Genomic DNA, 18,214 nt, shown 5'->3' with positions numbered 1-18,214 from the left:
ATCGTAGCCGACGAAAAAGGCGCCCTTCGGGGCGCCTTTTTTGTTTTTGCGCTGTCTGCGTCTGCTGTTGCAGCACGCGGATCATAGCCAGATTGCCCGCCTGCGCTGCTTGCAGGGCCCTGTGGGCCCCCGCGTTCGCGAGGATAACGGTGTAAGGCAAGCCCCTCCCTCGAGCTTGTCATTCCCGCGAAGGCGGGAATCCAGTAAGCGGATAGAGCGTTCGGTCTGAACGGCTAGCCGCATGCGCTTTCCGTCCGGCTGATCCCGCAGGCCGGGTAGTTGCGTCGAAACCCAGCCTGCGGTGCCCCGGCAAGGGCTTCAGTGCAGCTTCAGGCGTGGTTCGGTGCTGCGACCGATGCGGCTGCTGAGCATCAGTGTCAGGGTGCGGAAAACGCCGTACAGCGCCATCTGGTGCATGCGGTACAGCGAGAGATAGAACATCCGCGCCAGCCAGCCTTCGAGCATCACGCTGCCGGTGAGGTTACCCATCAGGTTGCCGACCGCCGAGAAACTCGCCAGGGAAATCAGCGAGCCGTAATCGCGGTAGTGGTACTCCGGTAGTGCCTGACCTTCAATCCGTAGCTTCAGGGACTTGGCCAGCAGCGTGGCCTGCTGGTGCGCCGCTTGCGCCCGTGGCGGGACGTTGCGGCCATCGCCGCCCGGTTGCGGGCAGGCGGCGCAATCGCCGAAGGCGAAGATATTGTCGTCGCGCGTGGTTTGCAGGGTCGGCCGAACCTGCAATTGATTGATGCGGTTGCTTTCCAGGCCGTCCAGGTCTTGCAGGAAGTCCGGGGCGCGAATGCCGGCGGCCCAGACTTTGAGGCTGGCGTTGATGGTCTGGCCCTGAGCCGTCTTCAAGCCTTCGCGGCTCACTTCGCTGACGGAGGCATTGGTCAGCACGGTGACGCCGAGCTTTTCCAGGGTCTTGTGCACGGGCTGGCCGATACGCTCGGGCAGGGCTGGCAGCACCCGTGGGCCGGCCTCGATCAGGGTGATGCGCATGTTTTCCGGCTGGATGCGGTCCAGGCCATAGGCCGCCAGTTCGTGGGCGGCGTGGTGCAGTTCGGCGGCCAGTTCGACGCCCGTGGCGCCTGCACCCACAATGGCCACGCTGATTTGTTCGGTCGAGTCGCTCTGGTTGGCGTGGGCGCGCAGGTAGTGGCTGAGCAGTTGGCGGTGGAAGCGTTCGGCCTGCTCGCGGGTATCGAGGAACAGGCAGTGCTCGGCGGCGCCCGGGGTGCCGAAATCGTTGGTGGTGCTGCCCACGGCGATGACCAGGCTGTCGTAGCTCAGGGTGCGTGCAGGCATCAGGGTTTCGCCCTGCTCGTCGAGGGTGGCGGCCAGCTGGATGCTCTTGCGCGCGCGATCGAGCCCGGCCATGCGCCCGAGCTGAAACTCGAAGTGGTTCCATTTGGCCTGGGCGACATAGTTCAGCTCGTCTTCCGAGGAGTTGAGCGAGCCGGCGGCCACTTCGTGCAGCAGCGGCTTCCAGATATGGGTCAGGTTGGCGTCTACCAGTACGACCTTGGCCTGGCCGCGTTTACCCAGGGTTTTACCCAGGCGGGTGGCAAGCTCCAGGCCGCCGGCGCCGCCGCCGACAATGACAATACGATGGGACATGGTGATATCTCACAAGGCTTTTAGGAATTCGGGAGGTGGCCGGATAGGCGAGCGCGAGGCAGCTCATAGCACTAAACGGCTCAGTAGGCGGCTCAGCAGGCCGAGGCCAATGACCAGGATCAAGACGATGAGCAGCAGAAACCAGGGCCGGAAGGGTCGGCGCTCGACCTGGTGCTGGGGAGCGCTCAGGTACTGGTCAACGCGTTGTTGGTCGTCAGGGTTCAGTCGGCTGGACATGGATGCCTCGCTAGGGGTGGCTCATCTTAGCTGCGCGCTTCACAAGGGCTCAACGCAGAGGTCGTCATTCAGTCTAATAATGCCGCTTTGCAACACGCGGGCGGTAATGCCGCCATGGCCGCGCGTGGCTTGAAAGGTACCACGACCCAGGCGTTGTTCCAGTCGCGCGCAGGGCTGACACCAGCCGGTGGTTTCCAGCACGGCCTGACCAAGCCGGAAGCGCCGGTTTTTCAGGCTGAACAGATTGATCCCGCTGATGGCGATATTGCGCCGTAAATCCTGCGGGGTGACGGGTTGCTCCGGGGCGCGACCGAGCAGGGCGCTGATCACGGCCAGGTGTTCCCACTGGATCAGCGTGACCTGGCGGGCGTTGCGCGGGCCGGGGCGGGAGTGGTCGCCGGTCAGGCCGGCCTCGCGGCGGGCCTCCACAGCCTCCAGCTCGATCATCTGTTCGTGCGCGCCAGGGCGTACGCCGATCCAGCGCACGCGACCTTGTTGCGGCACGTCGGCGAGCAACTCCTGCAGCGGGCTCATAGGCTGATTCCGACATCCAGCAGCACCGTGCGGCCGAGGTTGTTGCGCAGAAAGTCCGGGGCGCCGGAGTGGGCGAACAGCACCCGGGCGAAATTCGGGCCGACCAGCGAGAGCGAGCGCCAGCCCTGGCGCAGGAACTCGGTTGGCGGTGGAAAGGGGCTGTTGAAGTCGGTGATGGCGCGTTTCAGGTTGGCACAGGCGAGCAGGTCCAGCTCGCCGAGATCGAGGCCGCGTTCGCGGTAGTTGTGGGCTTTCTTGCGCAGCGTCGGCGCCAGGCGGGTCTGCAGTTCGGCTGCGGGAATCCGTCGTGGACGGATTTCGCGGCGCACCAGTTGGCTGAGGGAGAAGGCGCTGCGACGCCGTTCCAGTTCGGCGCGCCACTCGTCATTCAGGCGGCGGCCTTCGTCGAGCACAAAAAACACCTCGAAGCTGGCATCGCGGAACAGCACATCCGGCGGTTCCTGGCTGGCGGCGCTGAACTCCTCGAGCCGGTGCGGGACGTTGAGTGCCTGCAGCAGCCGCTGGCAGACCCAGCGTTCGCGCTCCCACTTGCGCGCATTGGAGAGCAGCGCGTTGGCTTGTTCGGCCTGATGGGTCAGTAGGCGTAGATAGTCGGAGTCATCCATGCCTCCAAGCTTAGCCCGCTACCAGCTGTTCTTGGTACCCCCGTCGTAGGGTTTGGCCAGGCCGGCCTTGAGCAGCAGGGCGCCGAGGCTTTGCCCGTCGATCCAGACTTCGGCGAGCAGGCGGAAATATTTGTCGCGGCGAATCTGCCGCAGTTCGATGCGCTTGCCGTTGCGCAGGCGCTCGACACTGAATTGTTTGGCGCGCCGGGCCAGATCGCGCACCTTGGGGCGCTTGTCGCGCATTTCCGGGGTGTCGATACCGTAGAGCCGCACGGGCACCCGTTGGCCGACGACGGCGGGCCAGCCGCGGATGGTTACGCGAAAGGTGTCACCGTCATAGATGCTGGTGACCTCATCGACCTGGACTTTGCCATAAGGGCCTTCTGCGGCCTGTAGCAGTGAAGCGCAGAGCAGGGTGAAGACTAAAACAAGGCGGGGCAAAAGCGGCTGCATGGCGAATACGTGTCTGCCAAAGGGGCGCGACTGTAGCCTATTCCCGCTCGCCGCGCTGCGACACTGGAGGCTTCGGTGGCGGGCTTTGCCACGGTGTAGACTGAGCCACTACGCGCTCGGGGGTTGCCTATGTCGATTCGCTCCGTTGCAGCAGCCGTTGGCCTGGCGCAGGTGCTGCCATGATCGCCGCCGAGCTGTTGTCGCCGACCAGCCTTTTCGGGGGGTGGGCGCTTTATCTGCCGGTGTTGTTCTGGGCCGCCTGGCGCGCGCCCTGGCTGGAGTTGTTCAGTGACGCTCGGCGCCAGCACCTGCTGTTTGGCACGGTGCTGGCGCTGTTCCTGTTGTGGCTGGTGCGGCGCGACTTCGAGGTCGGGGTGTCCTACCACTTCATCGGCATGACGGCCGTGACCCTGTTGCTCGACTGGCCGTTGGCAGTGCTCGCCGGGCTGGCGGCGCAGCTCGGTTTGCTCGCCATCGGCCGTCAGGAGTTCAGCGCACTGGGCCTCAATGGGGTGTTGCTGGTGCTGATTCCGGTGCTGGTCACCGAGGTCTGCGCACGGCTGGTGGAGCGCTCGCAGCCGCGCAACCTGTTCGTCTACATCTTCTGTTCGGGCTTCTTTCCGGCGGCGTTGGCGGCCTTGCTCTGCGTGCTGGCCGGGCTGGGCGTGCTCTGGTTCGATGGGCGGTTCCCCATGCCGGCCTGGCTGGAAGATTTTGTCGGTTATCTCTGGCTGGTGATGTTTCCCGAGGCGTTTATCAACGGCATGCTGGTGACCGCCTTGGTGGTGTTCCAGCCGGACTGGCTGGAAACCTTCAATCGTTCCCGTTACCTGCAAGCGCCCTGGAAGGACGATGACGGGTCACGTTGATGCCCGCCGATTTAGGACCGTAGGGTGGAATCCCCAAAGGGGCTTCCACCGTTCACTGCGAACTGATTGGCTGGCCTACCCCCACGCCCTGCCTTGTGTCGGGCGTTCGCTTTTACGCTGCGGTGGATTACGCCGCAGCGCGGCTAATCCACCCTACGGGCTGTAGCGTAAGCAGGTAGGAGCGGGCCATGCCCGCGATGCTTTTGCTTGAGGGGCTTTCGCGGGCATGGCCCGCTCCTACCAAGAGCAAGACCGTAGGGTGGAATCCCCAAAGGGGGCTTCCACCGTTCACTGCGAACCGATTGGCTGGCCTACCCCCACGCCTTGCCTTGTGTCGGGCGTTTGCTTTTGCGCTGCGGTGGATTACGCCGCAGCGCGGCTAATCCACCCTGCGGGCTGTAGCGTAAGCCGGTAGGCGCGGGGCATGCCCGCGATGCTTTTGCTTGAGGGGCTTTCGCGGGCATGGCCCGCTCCTACCAAGAGCAAGACCGTAGGGTGGAATCCCCAAAGGGGCTTCCACCGTTCACTGCGAACCGATTGGCTGGACTGTGGTGGTCTAATTTCCCTGGACACCTCGATAGGTGGAAAATCCACCGACAGAGGAGTCATGTATGAGCCGTAAACGCAGAGGGTTCGACGCCAGCTTCAAGCTGCAAGTCGTTCAGATGGTTAAGGAACAAGGCCTGAGCATTCCTCAGATCTGCCAGGATATGGATCTTGGTGAGACGGCAGTTCGTCGTTGGGTTCAACAGTACGAAGCAGAGCTATCCGGGCAACCTGGGATAGGTAAACCGCTGACACCCGAGCAGCAGCGGATCCGCCAGCTCGAAGCCGAGAATCGTCAGCTGAAACAGGATAACGATCTGTTAAAAAAAGCATCGGCCTTCTTTGCCCGGGAAATGAAGTGATCCATCGCGTGATCGCTCAGGAGCAACAGAAGGCCATGACCACAAGGCTCTGCCGGCTGCTCGGGGTCAGCCGTTCGGGGTATTACGCCGCACGGAGCCGCCAGCTGCGGCCGATCAAGGCGTGTCCGGTGGTCGTATCCCTAAAAGCCCTGTTCATGGCGAATGGTAGGGCTTACGGCAGCCGTCGCTTGCAGGCAGCGCTCAAGGCCCAGGGCGTCTACGTGGGGCGCTATCGGGTCAGGCGAATGATGGCTCAACACCAACTCCGTCCAACCTGGAAGCGCAAGTTTGTCCATACAACAGACAGCAAGCATGACCTGCCGATAGCGGGCAATATTCTGAATCGGCAGTTCAATCCTGAAGCGGTCAATCTGGCCTGGGTCGCCGATATCACCTATATCCGCACACGCAGCGGCTGGCTGTATCTGGCCGCGGTAATGGACTTGTACTCGCGCAAGATCGTCGGTTGGGCGATGGCGCCGAACATGCCAGCAGAACTGGTCTGCTCGGCGTTACAGATGGCGATTGCGCAACGCCAGCCCGCTGCGGGACTGGTCGTTCATTCGGATCGGGGCAGCCAGTACGCCAGCGCAGCCCATCGGGCCGTGCTTGAGCGGCATGGCTTGGTGATGAGCATGAGCCGCAAGGGTAACTGTTGGGACAATGCGGTGATGGAGCGCTTCTTTCTGAACCTGAAAATGGAGCGGATCTGGCAGCGTGACTACGCCAATCACGCCGAGGCGATGACAGATATCGCCGACTACATCGTCGGCTTTTACAACAACGTGCGTCTGCACTCGAGTCTTGGCTACCAGCCGCCAACGGCTTACGAGCAGGAACAGGCAAAACAACCTATCGCAGTGTCCGAAATTATTTGACCACTACAGCCTACCCCCACGCCCTGCCTTGTGTCGGGCGTTCGCTTTTGCGCTGCGGTGGATTACGCCGCAGCGCGGCTAATCCACCCTACGGGCTGTAGCGTAAGCCGGTAGGCGCGGGCCATGCCCGCGATGCTTTTGCTTGAGGGGCTTTCGCGGGCATGGCCCGCTCCTACCAAGAGCAAGACCGTAGGGTGGAATCCCCAAAGGGGCTTCCACCGTTCACTGCGAACTGATTGGCTGGCTTACCCCCACGCCCTGCCTTGTGTCGGGCGTTCGCTTTTACGCTGCGGTGGATTACGCCGCAGCGCGGCTAATCCACCCTACGGGCTGTAGCGTAAGCCGGTAGGAGCGGGCCATGCCCGCGATGCTTTTGCTTGAGGGGCTTTCGCGGGCATGGCCCGCTCGTACCAAGAGCAAGACCGTAGGGTGGAATCCCCAAAGGGGCTTCCACCGTTCACTGCGAACCGATTGGCTGGCTTACCCCAACGCCCTGCCTTGTGTCGGGCGTTCGCTTTTGCGCTGCGGTGGATTACGCCGCAGCGCGGCTAATCCACCCTACGGGCTGTAGCGTAAGCCGGTAGGCGCGGGCCATGCCCGCGATGCTTTTGCTTGAGGGGCTTTCGCGGGCATGGCCCGCTCGTACCAAGAGCAAGACCGTAGGGTGGAATCCCCAAAGGGGCTTCCACCGTTCACTGCGAACCGATTGGCTGGCCTACCCCCACGCCTTGCCTTGTGTCGGGCGTTTGCTTTTGCGCTGCGGTGGATTACGCCGCAGCGCGGCTAATCCACCCTACGGGTTGATCAATGCTGGCGCGGCGGTAAATCGCCGGAGAAGATATCGTCTTCCACGGGGTCGCCGGGGATCGCGTGCTCTTCTGACGCCCAGGCGCCCAGGTCGATCAGTTTGCAGCGTTCGGAGCAGAAGGGCCGGCTTGGGCTTTGCGGTCCCCACTCGACCGGGGCGTCGCAGGTTGGGCAGTTAACAATTGGGGCTTGGCTCATGACTGGCCTCCGCGCAGTGACAGATAAAAGTGGTGCAGGCGTTCGACTTCAGTCTGCAACCAGTTTAGATCGCGGTCATTGAGCAGTACATCGTCGGCGTGGCGTAAGCGTTCTTCGCGGTTGGCTTGGGCCTTGAGAATGGCCTGCACTTGTTGTTCGGGGGCCTGGTCGCGCTGCATGGTGCGTTGCAGTTGCAACTCTTCAGGGGCATCCACCACCAGTACACGCTGGGTCAGCTGGTGTTGGCCGGATTCTACCAGCAGTGGCGAGACCAGAATCGCGTAAGGCGATTCGGCGCGGGCCAGGTTGCTGATGATTTCCTGCCCGATCAGCGGGTGCAGCAGTGCCTCCAGCCAGCGGCGCTCTTCAGGGGCTTGGAAGATGCGGGCGCGCAATGCCGCGCGATCCAACTGGCCATCCGCTTGCAGCACGCCGGCACCGAAGTGCGCCACGATCTGCGCCAGGGCCGGGCGGCCAGGTTCTACCACCCAGCGTGCGGCGTGGTCGGCATCCACGCAATGCACGCCCAGCCCGATAAAGTGCTGGGCCGCCGCACTTTTACCACTGCCGATACCGCCCGTCAGGCCAAGAATCCAGGGTTTAGTCATTTAAAACCGGCGAATTGAAGATAGGTTCCGGTTATTTGATCACCCCAGAGCAGCGCAATCCAGCCGGCAATCGCCAGGTACGGGCCAAAGGGGATGGGCGTACTGGTTTCGGCATTGCGCAGGCGCAGCATGATCACGCCGAGCACGGCCCCCACCAGCGACGAAAGCAGAATGGTCAGCGGCAGAATCTGCCAGCCGCCCCAGGCGCCGAGCATGGCCAGCAGCTTGAAGTCGCCATAGCCCATGCCTTCCTTGCCGGTCACCAACTTGAACAGCCAATACACCGACCACAGGCTCAGATAGCCGGCAATCGCCCCCCAGAGCGCATCGGCGGGGCTGGTAAACAGACCGAACTGGTTAACGATCAGGCCCAGCCAGAGCAGCGGCAGCACCAGCGCGTCCGGTAATAGCTGGTGGTCGGCATCGATCAAACTCATCGCCAGCAGACCCCAGGTCAGCAACAACATCGTCCCGGCCTGCCAGTTAAAACCGAAATGCCAGGCGACATAGGCTGAAAGTAACCCACAGGCCAGCTCCACCAGCGGATAACGCTTGCTGATCGGTGCTTGGCAGGACGAGCATTTGCCGCGCAAAAACAGGTAGCTGATGACCGGGATGTTTTCCCACGGCTTGATCTCATGGCCGCAGTGTGGGCAACTGGAGTTGGGCAGGATCAGGTTGAAGGTTTTACCGCTTGCTTCAACCGGCATGCCGAGAATCTCATGCGCCTGCGCCTTCCAGTCGCGTTGCATCATCTTGGGTAGACGATAAACCACGACATTAAGGAAGCTGCCGACAAGCAGGCCCAACAGCAAGGCACATAAAACAAAGGCCAGCGCTTGGCTGGCCAGGAAGTTGATTACAGACATGTTTAAATCACAGAGCCCAGTTGGAATATGGGTAGATACATGGCAATAACTAGGCCGCCGACCAATACGCCGAGCACGGACATGATCAGGGGTTCCATCAAGGCAGTTAAGCCGTCGACGGCGTTATCGACCTCAGCCTCGTAATAGCTGGCGACTTTATCCAGCATCATATCCAAGGCGCCGGACTCCTCTCCGATAGCGGTCATTTGAATCGCCATCGAGGGGAATACACTCGTGCTGCGCATCGAGAAATTCAATTGCATACCTGAAGTGACGTCTTGTTTAATTTTGTTAACAGCGTTCTTGAACACGATATTGCCGGTCGCGCCCGCCACTGAGTCCAGCGCTTCAACCAGCGGCACCCCGGCAGCAAAGGTAGTTGCCAGGGTTCGTGCATAACGGGCAACTGAAGATTTGTAGATTATGTCGCCGACAATCGGTGCTTTGAGTGCTAGACGGTCAAGCCAGTTGCGAAATTTTTCCGAGCGTTTTTTCGTTTCTATGAGGCCAAAAATAATGGCGAACAGGCCTATTGAGAAAACAAACCACCACTTCTGCAAACCCTGGGATAGGCCGACTACGAATTGAGTAAATGCTGGTAGTTCTGCGCCAAAGCTGGCGAATACAGACTCGAATTGAGGAACTACTTTGATCAGCAAAATAGCAGAAACGATAATGGCTACTACCACGACCGCAATGGGGTAGTTCATGGCTTTTTTGATTTTGGCTTTGAGCGCCTCGGTCTTTTCTTTATAGGTGGCGACACGATCAAGTAGGTCTTCCAGCGCGCCGGCTTGTTCGCCCGCATCCACCAGGTTGCAGAAAAGGTCATCGAAGTACAGGGGGCGTGTACGTAGGGCCGAGGCGAAACTGTTGCCCGCCGCAACATGCTGCTTGATGTCGTCCACCAATTTGCGCATGTTCGGGTTGTCGAGCCCTTCACCGATAATGTCGAAAGACTGCAGCAGGGGTACGCCGGCCTTCATCATGGTTGCCATTTGCCGCGCAAACAGGGCGATATCCATCGGTTTGATTTTTTTGCCGGCGCTGAACAGTGAGACTGACTTTTTCCGCACCTTGGTCGGGTTGATGCCTTGCTTGCGTAGTTGAGCTTTAACCAGGGCTGGGTTTTGGCCGCTTGTCTCGCCTTTGAGCTTGGAGCCTGTTTTGTTCGTCCCTTCCCAGCTGAAGGTGCTGGTTTTTATCGTCTTCACGGCCATGGATTAGTCCTTAGTCACGCGGTTCACTTCTTCGAGGCTGGTGACGCCCTGCATGGCCTTCAGCAGCGCCGAAGTGCGCAGGTCATTGAAGCCGTCTTTGCGCATTTGTAGCGCGATATCGATGGAATTACCTTCCTCCATGATAATCCGCTGCAGGGCTGGCGTGTTTTTAACTACTTCATAAATACCGACACGGCCTTTGTAGCCGCCGTTGCAGTTTTCGCAGCCAACCGGGCCATAAATCTTGAAGGTGTCGAGCTTGTCTTCCGGAAAGCCTTCTTCCAGGAGCGCCTCGCGCGGGATCTGTACCACCTTCTTGCAACTGCTGCAGAGCTTGCGCGCCAAACGCTGGGCAATGATCAGATTGATTGAGGTGGCGATGTTGAAAGAAGGCACACCCATATTGCGCAAACGGGTCAGGGTCTCGGCGGCGCTGTTGGTGTGCAGGGTAGACATCACCATATGCCCGGTCTGCGCCGCTTTGATGGCAATGGAGGCCGTGTCGATGTCACGAATCTCTCCGACCATGATGATATCGGGGTCCTGGCGCAGGAAGGAACGCAGGGCTGCAGTAAAGTCCATGCCCTGCTTGGGGTTGACGTTGACCTGGTTGATCCCCTCGAGGTTGATTTCCACCGGGTCTTCGGCCGTGGAAATATTGACGTCCGGTGTGTTGAGGATGTTGAGGCCGGTGTAAAGCGAGACGGTTTTGCCCGAGCCAGTAGGGCCGGTTACCAGAATCATGCCTTGCGGTTGCTTCAGTGCGCTGAGGTACAGCTCTTTCTGCGACTCTTCATAACCGAGTGCGTCGATGCCCATCTGGGCGCTGGAGGAGTCGAGAATCCGCATCACAATCTTCTCGCCCCACAGTGTCGGACAGCTGCTGACCCGGAAGTCGATCGACTTGTTTTTCGAGATGCGCATCTTGATGCGCCCATCTTGCGGCTTGCGACGCTCGGAAATATCCAGGCTGGCCATGACTTTCAAGCGTGCCGAAATACGCGGAGCTAGCTGTACGGGGGGGCGAGCTATCTCATGGAGGATGCCGTCGGTACGAAAGCGTACCCGGTAGCTTTTTTCGTAAGGCTCGAAGTGCAGGTCTGATGAGCCCGCTTTGATGGCATCCAGCAGCATCTTGTTAACAAAGCGCACTACTGGCGCGTCGTCCGCTGAATTGCCTTCAGCATTATCTTGCTTGTCTTCATCGACGGCTTGAATGTCCAAGCCGTCGAGGTCAACGTCACCGAGCTCTTCCATGCCGCTGTTGGCGTTATCGAAAAACTTTTCAATGGCGTCGCCGAGCTTATCGTCTTCAACCAGAATGGATTCGGTGGTCAGCCCGGTTGAGAACTGAATATCGGTAACCGCTTGATGATTGGTCGGGTCGGATACGGCGACAAAGAGTTTGTTGCCGCGGCGCCACAAGGGCAGGGCGCGGTGCTGGCGAATCAGTTTCTCGCTGACCAGATCCTTGGGCTGGCTTTCCTTGTCGATGCTGCCTAGGTCAAGAAAGGCCACGCCGAACTGTTCGGCTGCGAGTTCAGCAAGGGGTCGGCTCTTGACCAGCTTGTTCTGCACCAGGTAGGTGACCAGCGACAGCTTGTTACGCTGCGCTTGCTGCTGCGCTTGCTGGGCGGATTTTTCGTCCAGTAGTTCGGCCAGTACCATTTGCCTGGCCAGGCCGGAGAGGGAAACGGCGTCATTCATGACAGAAAACTCATAGACACAATGCCCTGCCTTATAGCGCAGTTGCGCAAGGCTGCCAAACGGCGATCAAGCAGGTGGCAAAAAATGTCACAAGCTGCGAGTTAGTGGCGCTTGCTGCATGGGCGGATAGTGCGAATTTAAGGCGCTTTGCGGGGGTTACTGAGTTGGCACGCTATCTGCTGGGTCTCTCTCAGGCTGATGGCCTAATCACTCTAGGAGACTCACATGAAAGCTCAAATGCAAAAGGGTTTTACCCTGATTGAATTGATGATCGTTGTGGCGATCATCGGCATCTTGGCGGCGATTGCGTTGCCGGCTTATCAGGATTACGTAAGACGAGCGAATGCCGGGGCAGCCGTCGGCAACCTCGGGGGCCAGAAAATTAAGGTGGCTGAAGCGTTCAGTGTTGGCGTTGCTGCTGCAGCTCCAGGCACTCTTGGCTGTACAGATACTGATAGCACTGCCATTCCGGGCTGCACCGGCGCTGGCGTATTGGCCAGCACTGTGGGTGGTATCACTGCGACGCTGACTCCGAGCTCTGCCGTGGCAGGGACAATTACTTGGGGCTGCGCGTTGACTGGTGTTGGTTCGACAACAGTGACAATTAAAGGCTGCACTACTACGAACTAACGGTATGGCGGATTGATTCGTATCGCGGTATGACGGATTAACTCGTAGGGTGGAATCGCCGAAGGCGCTTCCACCGTTTACCGCGAACCGTTCGGCCGTCACGCTCCGGTTATAAACAAACGCCCCGCCTTGTGCGGGGCGTTTGTTTGTGTGGCCCATGGTGGATTACGCCGCTGCGCGGCTAATCCACCCTACGTTTGCTAGGGTGTTTGTACATCGCGGTATGACGGATTACCCCGTGGGGTGGAATCGCCGAAGGCGCTTCCACCGTTTACTGCGAACCGTTCGGCCGTCACGCTCCGGTTATAAACAAACGCCCCGCCTTGTGCGGGGCGTTTGCTTGTGTGGCCCATGGTGGATTACGCCGCTGCGCGGCTAATCCACCCTACGTTTGCTAGGGTGTTTGTACAGGGATACGTTGGAGGCATGGAATGCCGAACTATCGTCGGGCCCGTGTGGAAGGGGCCACTTGGTTTTTTACCGTTAATCTGCTGCAACGCCGGGGCAATAATTTGCTCGTCCGGCATATCGATACGTTACGTGAGTCGATCCGTCATGTTCGACGGCTGCATCCTTTTGCTATCGATGCTTGGGTGGTGTTGCCGGAGCATATGCATTGCGTATGGACGCTGCCGCCTGGCGATGCCAGCTTTTCTTTGCGTTGGCGCTTGCTGAAAACCTTCTTTTGCCGGGCTTTGCCTGCGGATGAATACCGCTCGATCAACCGCGTGTTACGGGGTGAGCGGGGTATCTGGCAGCGTCGCTATTGGGAGCATCTGATACGCGATGAGGATGATTTTCGTCGGCATGTGGATTATGTGCATATCAATCCGTTAAAGCATGGCCTGGTGACACGGGTGATCGACTGGCCCTATTCGACTTTTCATCGTGATGTTCGATGCGGGTTGTATCCGCATGATTGGGCGGGCGATGTTGGGCTCAATGTACCGGGTGATGGTTGAGGTATTTGAGGGCGGGGGTGGATTGCGCGCGCGGCATGGTTAATCCGCCCTGCGGTGCTACGAGCCAAGCCCATGGTGGATTACGCCGCTGCGCGGCTAATCCACCCTACGGGTGCGCGGGGCTTGGCGGGATCGTAGGGTGGAATCGCCGAAGGCGCTTCCACCGTTTACCGCGAGCCGATCGGTCGTCACGCTCCGGTTATAAGCAAACGCCCCGCCTTGTGCGGGGGCGTTTGCTTGTGTGGCCCTAGGTGGATTACGCCGCTGCGCGGCTAATCCACCCTACGGTTGCGTGGGGCTTGGTCGGCTCGTAGGGTGGAATCCCCCCGCAGGGGCTTCCACCGCCCGCCGCGGGCCGGCTGGTAGGCCTGTTCAGGTCAACGATTGTGTGGGGGGCTTGGGTGACGTGGATCGCCTTAAGGGAGGCGTCGTGGCGACCGATGCGGAGGTTGATCATTGGACGGCCTGGAGGCTTCTCCCTAAACTGGCGGCACAGTGGCGTAAGGGGCTTGTATATGCACAAGCAGGCGTTGATCGGCCTATTACGGGATAGGGTTCCGGGGCTGTTGGCGATTTATGCCTTTGGCAGTCGCATACAAGGCAATGCCGGCGCTGATAGCGATTTGGATCTCGCAGTGCTCGTTGCAGGCTATGCCGAGCCTGTATTTTTGTGGGAGCTTGCCGGCGAGTTGGCTGATATCGCCGGATGCCCAGTGGATTTGTTGGATTTGCGCAGGGCTTCGACAGTCATGCAGCAGCAGGTTCTCCTGGCGGGGGAGCGTTGGTGGGTGGCCGATGGGCAGGCTGGGTTGTTCGAGTGCGCGATGCTCAGTGAAAAACTTGAGCTTGATCGAGCCAGGGCTGGTTTGTTGGAAGATATTCAGCGGGATGGACGAGTTTATGGCCGATGATGTGTTGCTCAATAAGACTGCGACCATTGAGCGTTGTGTGGCGCGTGCGCGCGAAGAGTATGCCCGCGATCCTTCCAGCTTCGCTTCCGATTTCACCCGTCAGGATGCCGCAATTCTCAATATTCAGCGTGCTTGTGAGGCCGCTTTGGATATGGGGCAGCATTTGATCCGCCGAGAGCGCTTGGGCATTCCGCAAGGCGCACGCGACGTGTTCGTGCTGCTGGCTGGCGCGGGATGGATAGATAGCGAACTGGCTGAGGCGCTAAAGCGTATGGTCGGCTTTCGCAATATCGCGGTGCATGAATATCAGGCGTTGCAATTGCCGATCACCGTAGCGGTGATTACCGGTCACTTGGACGAATTTCTCGACTATTCGAAGGCAATATTGCTTCGCGACGCAAAGCCTTAGGGGCGTCAGTTGGGCTTTTAGTGTGTGCGCCGCTCGCTGTGAGCCAAGCCCATGGTGGATTACGCCGCTGCGCGGCTAATCCACCCTGCGGGTGCGTGGGGCTTGGTCGGGCCGTAGGGTGGAATCCCCACAGGGGCTCCGCCGTTCGCCGCGGACCGGTTGGCCGGCATGATCCGCTCAGAGGCTGAGGCGCATGGAAAGGTCGATGGCTTTCACGTCCTTGGTCAGCGCCCCGATCGAAACGTAGTCCACGCCCGTCTCGGCGATGTGGCGCAGGGTGGTTTCGTTGATGCCGCCTGAGGCTTCCAGTTTGGCGCGGCCGTTGGTGAGTTTTACCGCGGTGCGCATTTCTTCCAGGCTCAACTCGTCGAGCATGATGATGTCCGCGCCGGCCGCCAGGGCCTGCTGCAGTTCTTCCAGGCTTTCCACTTCGACTTCCACCGGCTTGCCGGGGGCGATTGTGTGGGCGGTTTGCACGGCTTGGGCAATGCCGCCGCAGGCGGCGATGTGGTTTTCCTTAATAAGGAAGGCGTCGTAGAGGCCGATGCGGTGGTTGTGGCAGCCGCCGCAGGTGACGGCGTATTTTTGCGCGAGGCGCAGGCCGGGCAGGGTTTTGCGGGTGTCGAGCAGTTTGACGCCGGTGCCTTGCACCAGGTCGGCGTAGTGCTGGCAGCGGGTGGCGACGGCGGACAGGGTTTGCAGGAAGTTCAGTGCGCTGCGCTCGCCGCTGAGCAGTGCGCGGGCCGGGCCTTCCAGCTGGAAGAGGGTTTGGTTGGGCGTTACCCGTTCGCCATCCTTGACCTGCCAATCCACGATGACGCTCGGGTCGAGCTGCCGGAACACGGCGTCAACCCAGGCTGTGCCGCTGATCACGGCGGCTTCGCGGGTGATGATGGTGGCGCGGGCCTGGCGCACGGCGGGGATCAGTTGGGCGGTGATGTCGCCGCTGCCGATGTCTTCGCGCAAGGCGCGGCGGACGTTGGCTTCGATTTCTGCGCTGAGGTCGGCGAGGATCAGGTTCGGCATGGCGGGCTCCACTCTCTAGGTCGGGCGATTATAGGGAGGCTGGGCGGCGGGTGCAGCGTGATTGATGCTAAATTCACTGCGATAGCGCGTTGGTCGCGCGCGGGTAGCCGTTCGTAGGTTGTTGGAGTACATCTGTGACGTGGGTCATGTCTGCGGGAAAAGTCGGCTTAAATCCCGGGGTCGATCCCTATAATGACTTTTACTGCTTACATATTGACGCCATACCTTTGACGTTACGGATGACGCTCAGTTGATCGTTGTGCAGACGAACGGGCCCGAGCGGGCTAGTCTGCGGGAGACTTGCAATGACTGATGCGAAAGTGGTGCACCTCAACAAGGTTGCCCCTGAGCACTCGCCAACTTCACCGGTGGGAAGGCTGCCCGTGGCGCTGATCCAGGTGCGCGATAAAGCTGCTCAGCAGCTTAAGCAGGCGCTGCAGGCGCTGTTCGACAACGCGGACGACACGCTCTTCGAGATGGCCGATCGCGCGACCAGCAATGCCGAGCAGAACACGTTCTTCGAAGCCATGCGCGATTTGCGTTTGAAGCGCAAAAGCATCGAGCGCGGCTTCCTGCAAAAAGTCTTCGAGTCTTTCGCCACCCTCAACCAATATGAAATTGGTAGGTCGCCGCAGCTGGGTGCGGTGTCTTTCGACACGCTCGCGCTGATCCAGAACGATGAGCTGGAAGAGTCGGTCGCGCTGGATTCCATGGTGGCCAAGGTCATGAGCCGCGACGGTATCGCGCTGGGCCATCTGACTACCCGTCTGAATGCGGTGGTCAGCAAGAAACTCGATGACAAGACCAACCCCCTCGGCCCCATGCTGCTTTGCGGCGTTTTTCTGGAGGCGTGTAGCCGCCTGGGTGTCGAGATCAAGGTCAAGCTGATCATTCTCAAGCTGTTCGAAAAGTACGTATTGAGCGACCTTGACCAGCTTTACGCCGAGGCCAACCAGCAGTTGGTTGCCGCGGGCGTGTTGCCCGAGCTCAAGTCGGCGCCGCTGCGTCGTTCGCCGGGTCAGGCGTCGGCATCCGCTTCACGCCTTGGGCAGCAGGGTGGCGGTGCGCATCTCGCAGAGGGTGGCGGTTACCTTGGCGACGGTGTGCAGGAGGTGTTCGGTGTATTGCAGGAGCTGCTCTCGCAAGTGCGCGGCGCAGGTATGCCGCGGCGTGAGATGCCGGCCGATGCGTTACCGATCTCCAGCAATGACCTGATGCGTTTGCTTTCGCACCTGCAGCAGCGCCCGCCGGCCCCGGAAGCCCTGGATGATTTCGACCTGCGTCAGCAACTGGAGCAGTTGCTGAGCCGCGCCAGTGCCAAAAGTGGCAAGTCACGGGTGGTGGGCGAGGTCGATGAGGACGTGATCAACCTGGTGTCCATGCTGTTCGAGTTCATTCTCGATGACCGCACGCTGCCGGACTCGCTGAAGGCTTTGATCGGTCGCTTGCAGATTCCGATGCTGAAAGTGGCGGTGCTGGACAAGACCTTTTTCAGCCGTGGCAGCCATCCGGCGCGGCGCCTGCTCAATGAGATCGCTTCTGCTGCCTTGGGCTGGGCCGAGCACGACGATACCCAGCGCGACAGCTTGTATCAGAAGATCGAACAGGTGGTGCAGCGGCTGTTGAACGACTTTGTCGATGATCCGGCGATTTTCTCCGAGTTGCTGGCCGAGTTCCTGGCCTTTACCGGCGATGAGCGCCGCCGCAGCGAACTGCTCGAGCAACGCACCCGCGATGCCGAAGAGGGTAGCGCCAAGGCCGAGCTGGCCCGTCGGCAGGTGGAGCAGGCGTTGAATGAGCGGTTGTTGGGCAAGACGCTGCCGGAAGTGGTGGTGCGCCTGCTGCAGGAAGCCTGGAGCAAGGTGCTGATGCTCACGTGCCTCAAGCACGGCGTCCACTCGCCGGAATGGCAGGCGGCGCTGGCGACCATGGATGATCTGGTCTGGAGTGTGGCGCCGCACGAAGACCCGGAGGCGCGTCTGCACTTGCTGGAGTTGGTGCCGGGGCTGCTCAAGGCATTGCGCGAAGGGATGGCCAGTGCTGCGTTCGACCCGTTCTCCACCAGCGAGTTTTTCAGCCAGCTGGAGGTCCTGCATGTTCAGGCGTTCCAGCGTTTCAAACGACAGCTTCCAGAAACCGAACCAACCCCGGAACAGTCCGCTGCCGTCGAGTTGTTGGCCGATCTCGGCGTCGAGTCGCCGCTGCTGGAGCTGCCGCCGGCGGATGCGCTCGAGCAGGCCGACGGCCCGACGATGGTCGAGGTGATTGAAGAAATCATTCTGTTGGCGCCAGGCGAAAGCCGGGTGCATGAGCCGGAAGTCTGCCTGGCTGATGATGACGAGGCGCTGCTGAAGGTCGATAACCTGCGCGTCGGCAGCTGGGTGGAGTTCCAGGAGGACGAAGAGCACAAGCTGCGCTGCAAGTTGGCGGCGGTGATCAAGCCCACGGGCAAGTACATCTTCGTCAACCGTACCGGCATGAAGGTGTTGGAAAAGACCCGCATGGGCCTGGCGGTTGAGTTCCGCCGCTGCGCTATTCGCCTGCTCGATGATGCCTTGTTGTTCGACCGTGCCCTGGAGTCGGTGATCGGCAATCTGCGCCGACTGAAAAACACCTGATTCACGGCTGGGATCAAAGGCTAAGCCCCCGTGCATGTAGCTCTTCGTAGGAGCGGGCCATGCCCGCGATGCTTGATGGCTTTCGCGGGCATGGCCCGCTCCTACAGGTATTGCGCTTTGCCAC

18 protein-coding genes are annotated in these 18,214 nt (G+C 60.3%); 7 read left to right on the top strand and 11 right to left on the bottom strand.

The window, feature by feature from the left end; all coding sequences use genetic code 11:
- Positions 1 to 318: 318 nt before the first annotated feature.
- The 5 genes from AC3IYG_RS18525 to AC3IYG_RS18505 all read right to left on the bottom strand — a co-directional run bounded on the left by AC3IYG_RS18525 (position 319) and on the right by AC3IYG_RS18505 (position 3,458).
- Positions 319 to 1,620 (bottom strand): NAD(P)/FAD-dependent oxidoreductase, encoded by a 1,302-nt coding sequence (locus tag AC3IYG_RS18525; RefSeq protein WP_489310906.1) that lies wholly within the window; start codon positions 1,618 to 1,620, stop codon positions 319 to 321.
- A gap of 63 nt (positions 1,621 to 1,683) precedes the next feature.
- Complete coding sequence (locus AC3IYG_RS18520) at positions 1,684 to 1,857, bottom strand: DUF3094 family protein (protein ID WP_489310904.1); 174 nt, start codon at positions 1,855 to 1,857, stop codon at positions 1,684 to 1,686.
- A 39-nt stretch (positions 1,858 to 1,896) separates the two neighbouring features.
- On the bottom strand, positions 1,897 to 2,391 hold the full coding sequence (locus tag AC3IYG_RS18515; protein WP_489310902.1) for an MOSC domain-containing protein: 495 nt from the start codon (positions 2,389 to 2,391) through the stop codon (positions 1,897 to 1,899).
- The gene (locus AC3IYG_RS18510) at positions 2,388 to 3,017 is read right to left on the bottom strand and encodes a DUF1780 domain-containing protein (RefSeq protein ID WP_489310900.1); all 630 of its coding nucleotides are present in this window, start codon (positions 3,015 to 3,017) and stop codon (positions 2,388 to 2,390) included. The genes AC3IYG_RS18515 and AC3IYG_RS18510 overlap by 4 nt, the downstream gene beginning before the upstream one ends.
- A gap of 18 nt (positions 3,018 to 3,035) precedes the next feature.
- Positions 3,036 to 3,458 (bottom strand): thermonuclease family protein, encoded by a 423-nt coding sequence (locus tag AC3IYG_RS18505; RefSeq protein WP_489310898.1) that lies wholly within the window; start codon positions 3,456 to 3,458, stop codon positions 3,036 to 3,038.
- Positions 3,459 to 3,649: 191 nt separating this feature from the next.
- On the opposite strand from AC3IYG_RS18505, the gene AC3IYG_RS18500 reads away from it, so the two are divergent.
- Complete coding sequence (locus tag AC3IYG_RS18500) at positions 3,650 to 4,339, top strand: energy-coupling factor ABC transporter permease (RefSeq protein ID WP_489310896.1); 690 nt, start codon at positions 3,650 to 3,652, stop codon at positions 4,337 to 4,339.
- Between the two features lie 611 nt (positions 4,340 to 4,950).
- Positions 4,951 to 6,125 (top strand): IS3 family transposase gene (locus AC3IYG_RS18495; protein WP_489309979.1). Its coding sequence is split into 2 segments (ribosomal slippage): positions 4,951 to 5,218 and positions 5,218 to 6,125, totalling 1,176 coding nucleotides; the frame shifts between segments, so codons are not numbered across the junction.
- Between the two features lie 804 nt (positions 6,126 to 6,929).
- Here AC3IYG_RS18495 and yacG read toward each other — a convergent pair.
- Genes yacG through pilB form a run of 5 tightly spaced genes read right to left on the bottom strand, consistent with a single transcriptional unit; the run spans position 6,930 to position 11,534 of the window.
- On the bottom strand, positions 6,930 to 7,130 hold the full coding sequence (gene yacG, locus AC3IYG_RS18490) for a DNA gyrase inhibitor YacG (protein WP_489310894.1): 201 nt from the start codon (positions 7,128 to 7,130) through the stop codon (positions 6,930 to 6,932).
- Positions 7,127 to 7,738, bottom strand: a complete 612-nt coding sequence (gene coaE, locus AC3IYG_RS18485) for a dephospho-CoA kinase (protein ID WP_489310892.1) — start codon at positions 7,736 to 7,738, stop codon at positions 7,127 to 7,129. Before coaE ends, yacG begins: the two co-directional genes overlap by 4 nt.
- The gene (locus tag AC3IYG_RS18480; RefSeq protein WP_489310890.1) at positions 7,735 to 8,607 is read right to left on the bottom strand and encodes a prepilin peptidase; all 873 of its coding nucleotides are present in this window, start codon (positions 8,605 to 8,607) and stop codon (positions 7,735 to 7,737) included. The genes coaE and AC3IYG_RS18480 overlap by 4 nt, the downstream gene beginning before the upstream one ends.
- Before the next feature lie 2 nt (positions 8,608 to 8,609).
- Entirely contained in the window at positions 8,610 to 9,827 is a 1,218-nt protein-coding gene (locus AC3IYG_RS18475) for a type II secretion system F family protein (RefSeq protein ID WP_489310888.1), read from the bottom strand.
- A gap of 3 nt (positions 9,828 to 9,830) precedes the next feature.
- Positions 9,831 to 11,534 carry a type IV-A pilus assembly ATPase PilB gene (gene pilB / locus AC3IYG_RS18470; protein WP_489310886.1) on the bottom strand — a complete coding sequence of 568 codons (1,704 nt, stop codon included), beginning with the start codon at positions 11,532 to 11,534 and terminating at the stop codon, positions 9,831 to 9,833.
- 225 nt (positions 11,535 to 11,759) lie between these two features.
- Between pilB and AC3IYG_RS18465 the strand changes: the two genes are divergently transcribed.
- The 4 genes from AC3IYG_RS18465 (at position 11,760) to hepT (ending at position 14,446) form a co-directional block, all read left to right on the top strand.
- Positions 11,760 to 12,164, top strand: a complete 405-nt coding sequence (locus AC3IYG_RS18465) for a pilin (RefSeq protein ID WP_489310884.1) — start codon at positions 11,760 to 11,762, stop codon at positions 12,162 to 12,164.
- Positions 12,165 to 12,595: 431 nt separating this feature from the next.
- The gene (locus AC3IYG_RS18460) at positions 12,596 to 13,126 is read left to right on the top strand and encodes an REP-associated tyrosine transposase (RefSeq protein ID WP_489310882.1); all 531 of its coding nucleotides are present in this window, start codon (positions 12,596 to 12,598) and stop codon (positions 13,124 to 13,126) included.
- A 515-nt stretch (positions 13,127 to 13,641) separates the two neighbouring features.
- On the top strand, positions 13,642 to 14,037 hold the full coding sequence (mntA, locus tag AC3IYG_RS18455; RefSeq protein ID WP_489310880.1) for a type VII toxin-antitoxin system MntA family adenylyltransferase antitoxin: 396 nt from the start codon (positions 13,642 to 13,644) through the stop codon (positions 14,035 to 14,037).
- Positions 14,027 to 14,446, top strand: a complete 420-nt coding sequence (gene hepT / locus AC3IYG_RS18450; RefSeq protein ID WP_489310878.1) for a type VII toxin-antitoxin system HepT family RNase toxin — start codon at positions 14,027 to 14,029, stop codon at positions 14,444 to 14,446. Before mntA ends, hepT begins: the two co-directional genes overlap by 11 nt.
- Before the next feature lie 177 nt (positions 14,447 to 14,623).
- On the opposite strand, the gene nadC is transcribed toward hepT, so the two are convergent.
- Positions 14,624 to 15,472 carry a carboxylating nicotinate-nucleotide diphosphorylase gene (gene nadC / locus AC3IYG_RS18445; RefSeq protein WP_489310877.1) on the bottom strand — a complete coding sequence of 283 codons (849 nt, stop codon included), beginning with the start codon at positions 15,470 to 15,472 and terminating at the stop codon, positions 14,624 to 14,626.
- Between the two features lie 305 nt (positions 15,473 to 15,777).
- Between nadC and AC3IYG_RS18440 the strand changes: the two genes are divergently transcribed.
- Positions 15,778 to 18,090 (top strand): DUF1631 domain-containing protein, encoded by a 2,313-nt coding sequence (locus AC3IYG_RS18440; protein WP_489310875.1) that lies wholly within the window; start codon positions 15,778 to 15,780, stop codon positions 18,088 to 18,090.
- The last annotated feature ends 124 nt before the right edge of the window (positions 18,091 to 18,214 follow it).

The organism is Pseudomonas sp. KH_027 (genome assembly GCF_057838565.1).
This window is presented reverse-complemented; position numbering and strand designations above follow the sequence as displayed.

Excerpts from the sequence above, each read along its gene's own strand:
- AC3IYG_RS18525 (WP_489310906.1), bottom strand. The coding sequence starts at position 1,620 with ATGTCCCATCGTATTGTCATTGTCGGCGGCGGCGCCGGCGGCCTGGAG.
- AC3IYG_RS18520 (WP_489310904.1), bottom strand. The coding sequence starts at position 1,857 with ATGTCCAGCCGACTGAACCCTGACGACCAACAACGCGTTGACCAGTAC.
- AC3IYG_RS18515 (WP_489310902.1), bottom strand. The coding sequence starts at position 2,391 with ATGAGCCCGCTGCAGGAGTTGCTCGCCGACGTGCCGCAACAAGGTCGC.
- AC3IYG_RS18510 (WP_489310900.1), bottom strand. The coding sequence starts at position 3,017 with ATGGATGACTCCGACTATCTACGCCTACTGACCCATCAGGCCGAACAA.
- AC3IYG_RS18500 (WP_489310896.1), top strand. The coding sequence starts at position 3,650 with ATGATCGCCGCCGAGCTGTTGTCGCCGACCAGCCTTTTCGGGGGGTGG.
- yacG (WP_489310894.1), bottom strand. The coding sequence starts at position 7,130 with ATGAGCCAAGCCCCAATTGTTAACTGCCCAACCTGCGACGCCCCGGTC.
- coaE (WP_489310892.1), bottom strand. The coding sequence starts at position 7,738 with ATGACTAAACCCTGGATTCTTGGCCTGACGGGCGGTATCGGCAGTGGT.
- AC3IYG_RS18480 (WP_489310890.1), bottom strand. The coding sequence starts at position 8,607 with ATGTCTGTAATCAACTTCCTGGCCAGCCAAGCGCTGGCCTTTGTTTTA.
- AC3IYG_RS18475 (WP_489310888.1), bottom strand. The coding sequence starts at position 9,827 with ATGGCCGTGAAGACGATAAAAACCAGCACCTTCAGCTGGGAAGGGACG.
- pilB (WP_489310886.1), bottom strand. The coding sequence starts at position 11,534 with ATGAATGACGCCGTTTCCCTCTCCGGCCTGGCCAGGCAAATGGTACTG.
- AC3IYG_RS18465 (WP_489310884.1), top strand. The coding sequence starts at position 11,760 with ATGAAAGCTCAAATGCAAAAGGGTTTTACCCTGATTGAATTGATGATC.
- AC3IYG_RS18460 (WP_489310882.1), top strand. The coding sequence starts at position 12,596 with ATGCCGAACTATCGTCGGGCCCGTGTGGAAGGGGCCACTTGGTTTTTT.
- mntA (WP_489310880.1), top strand. The coding sequence starts at position 13,642 with ATGCACAAGCAGGCGTTGATCGGCCTATTACGGGATAGGGTTCCGGGG.
- hepT (WP_489310878.1), top strand. The coding sequence starts at position 14,027 with ATGGCCGATGATGTGTTGCTCAATAAGACTGCGACCATTGAGCGTTGT.
- nadC (WP_489310877.1), bottom strand. The coding sequence starts at position 15,472 with ATGCCGAACCTGATCCTCGCCGACCTCAGCGCAGAAATCGAAGCCAAC.
- AC3IYG_RS18440 (WP_489310875.1), top strand. The coding sequence starts at position 15,778 with ATGACTGATGCGAAAGTGGTGCACCTCAACAAGGTTGCCCCTGAGCAC.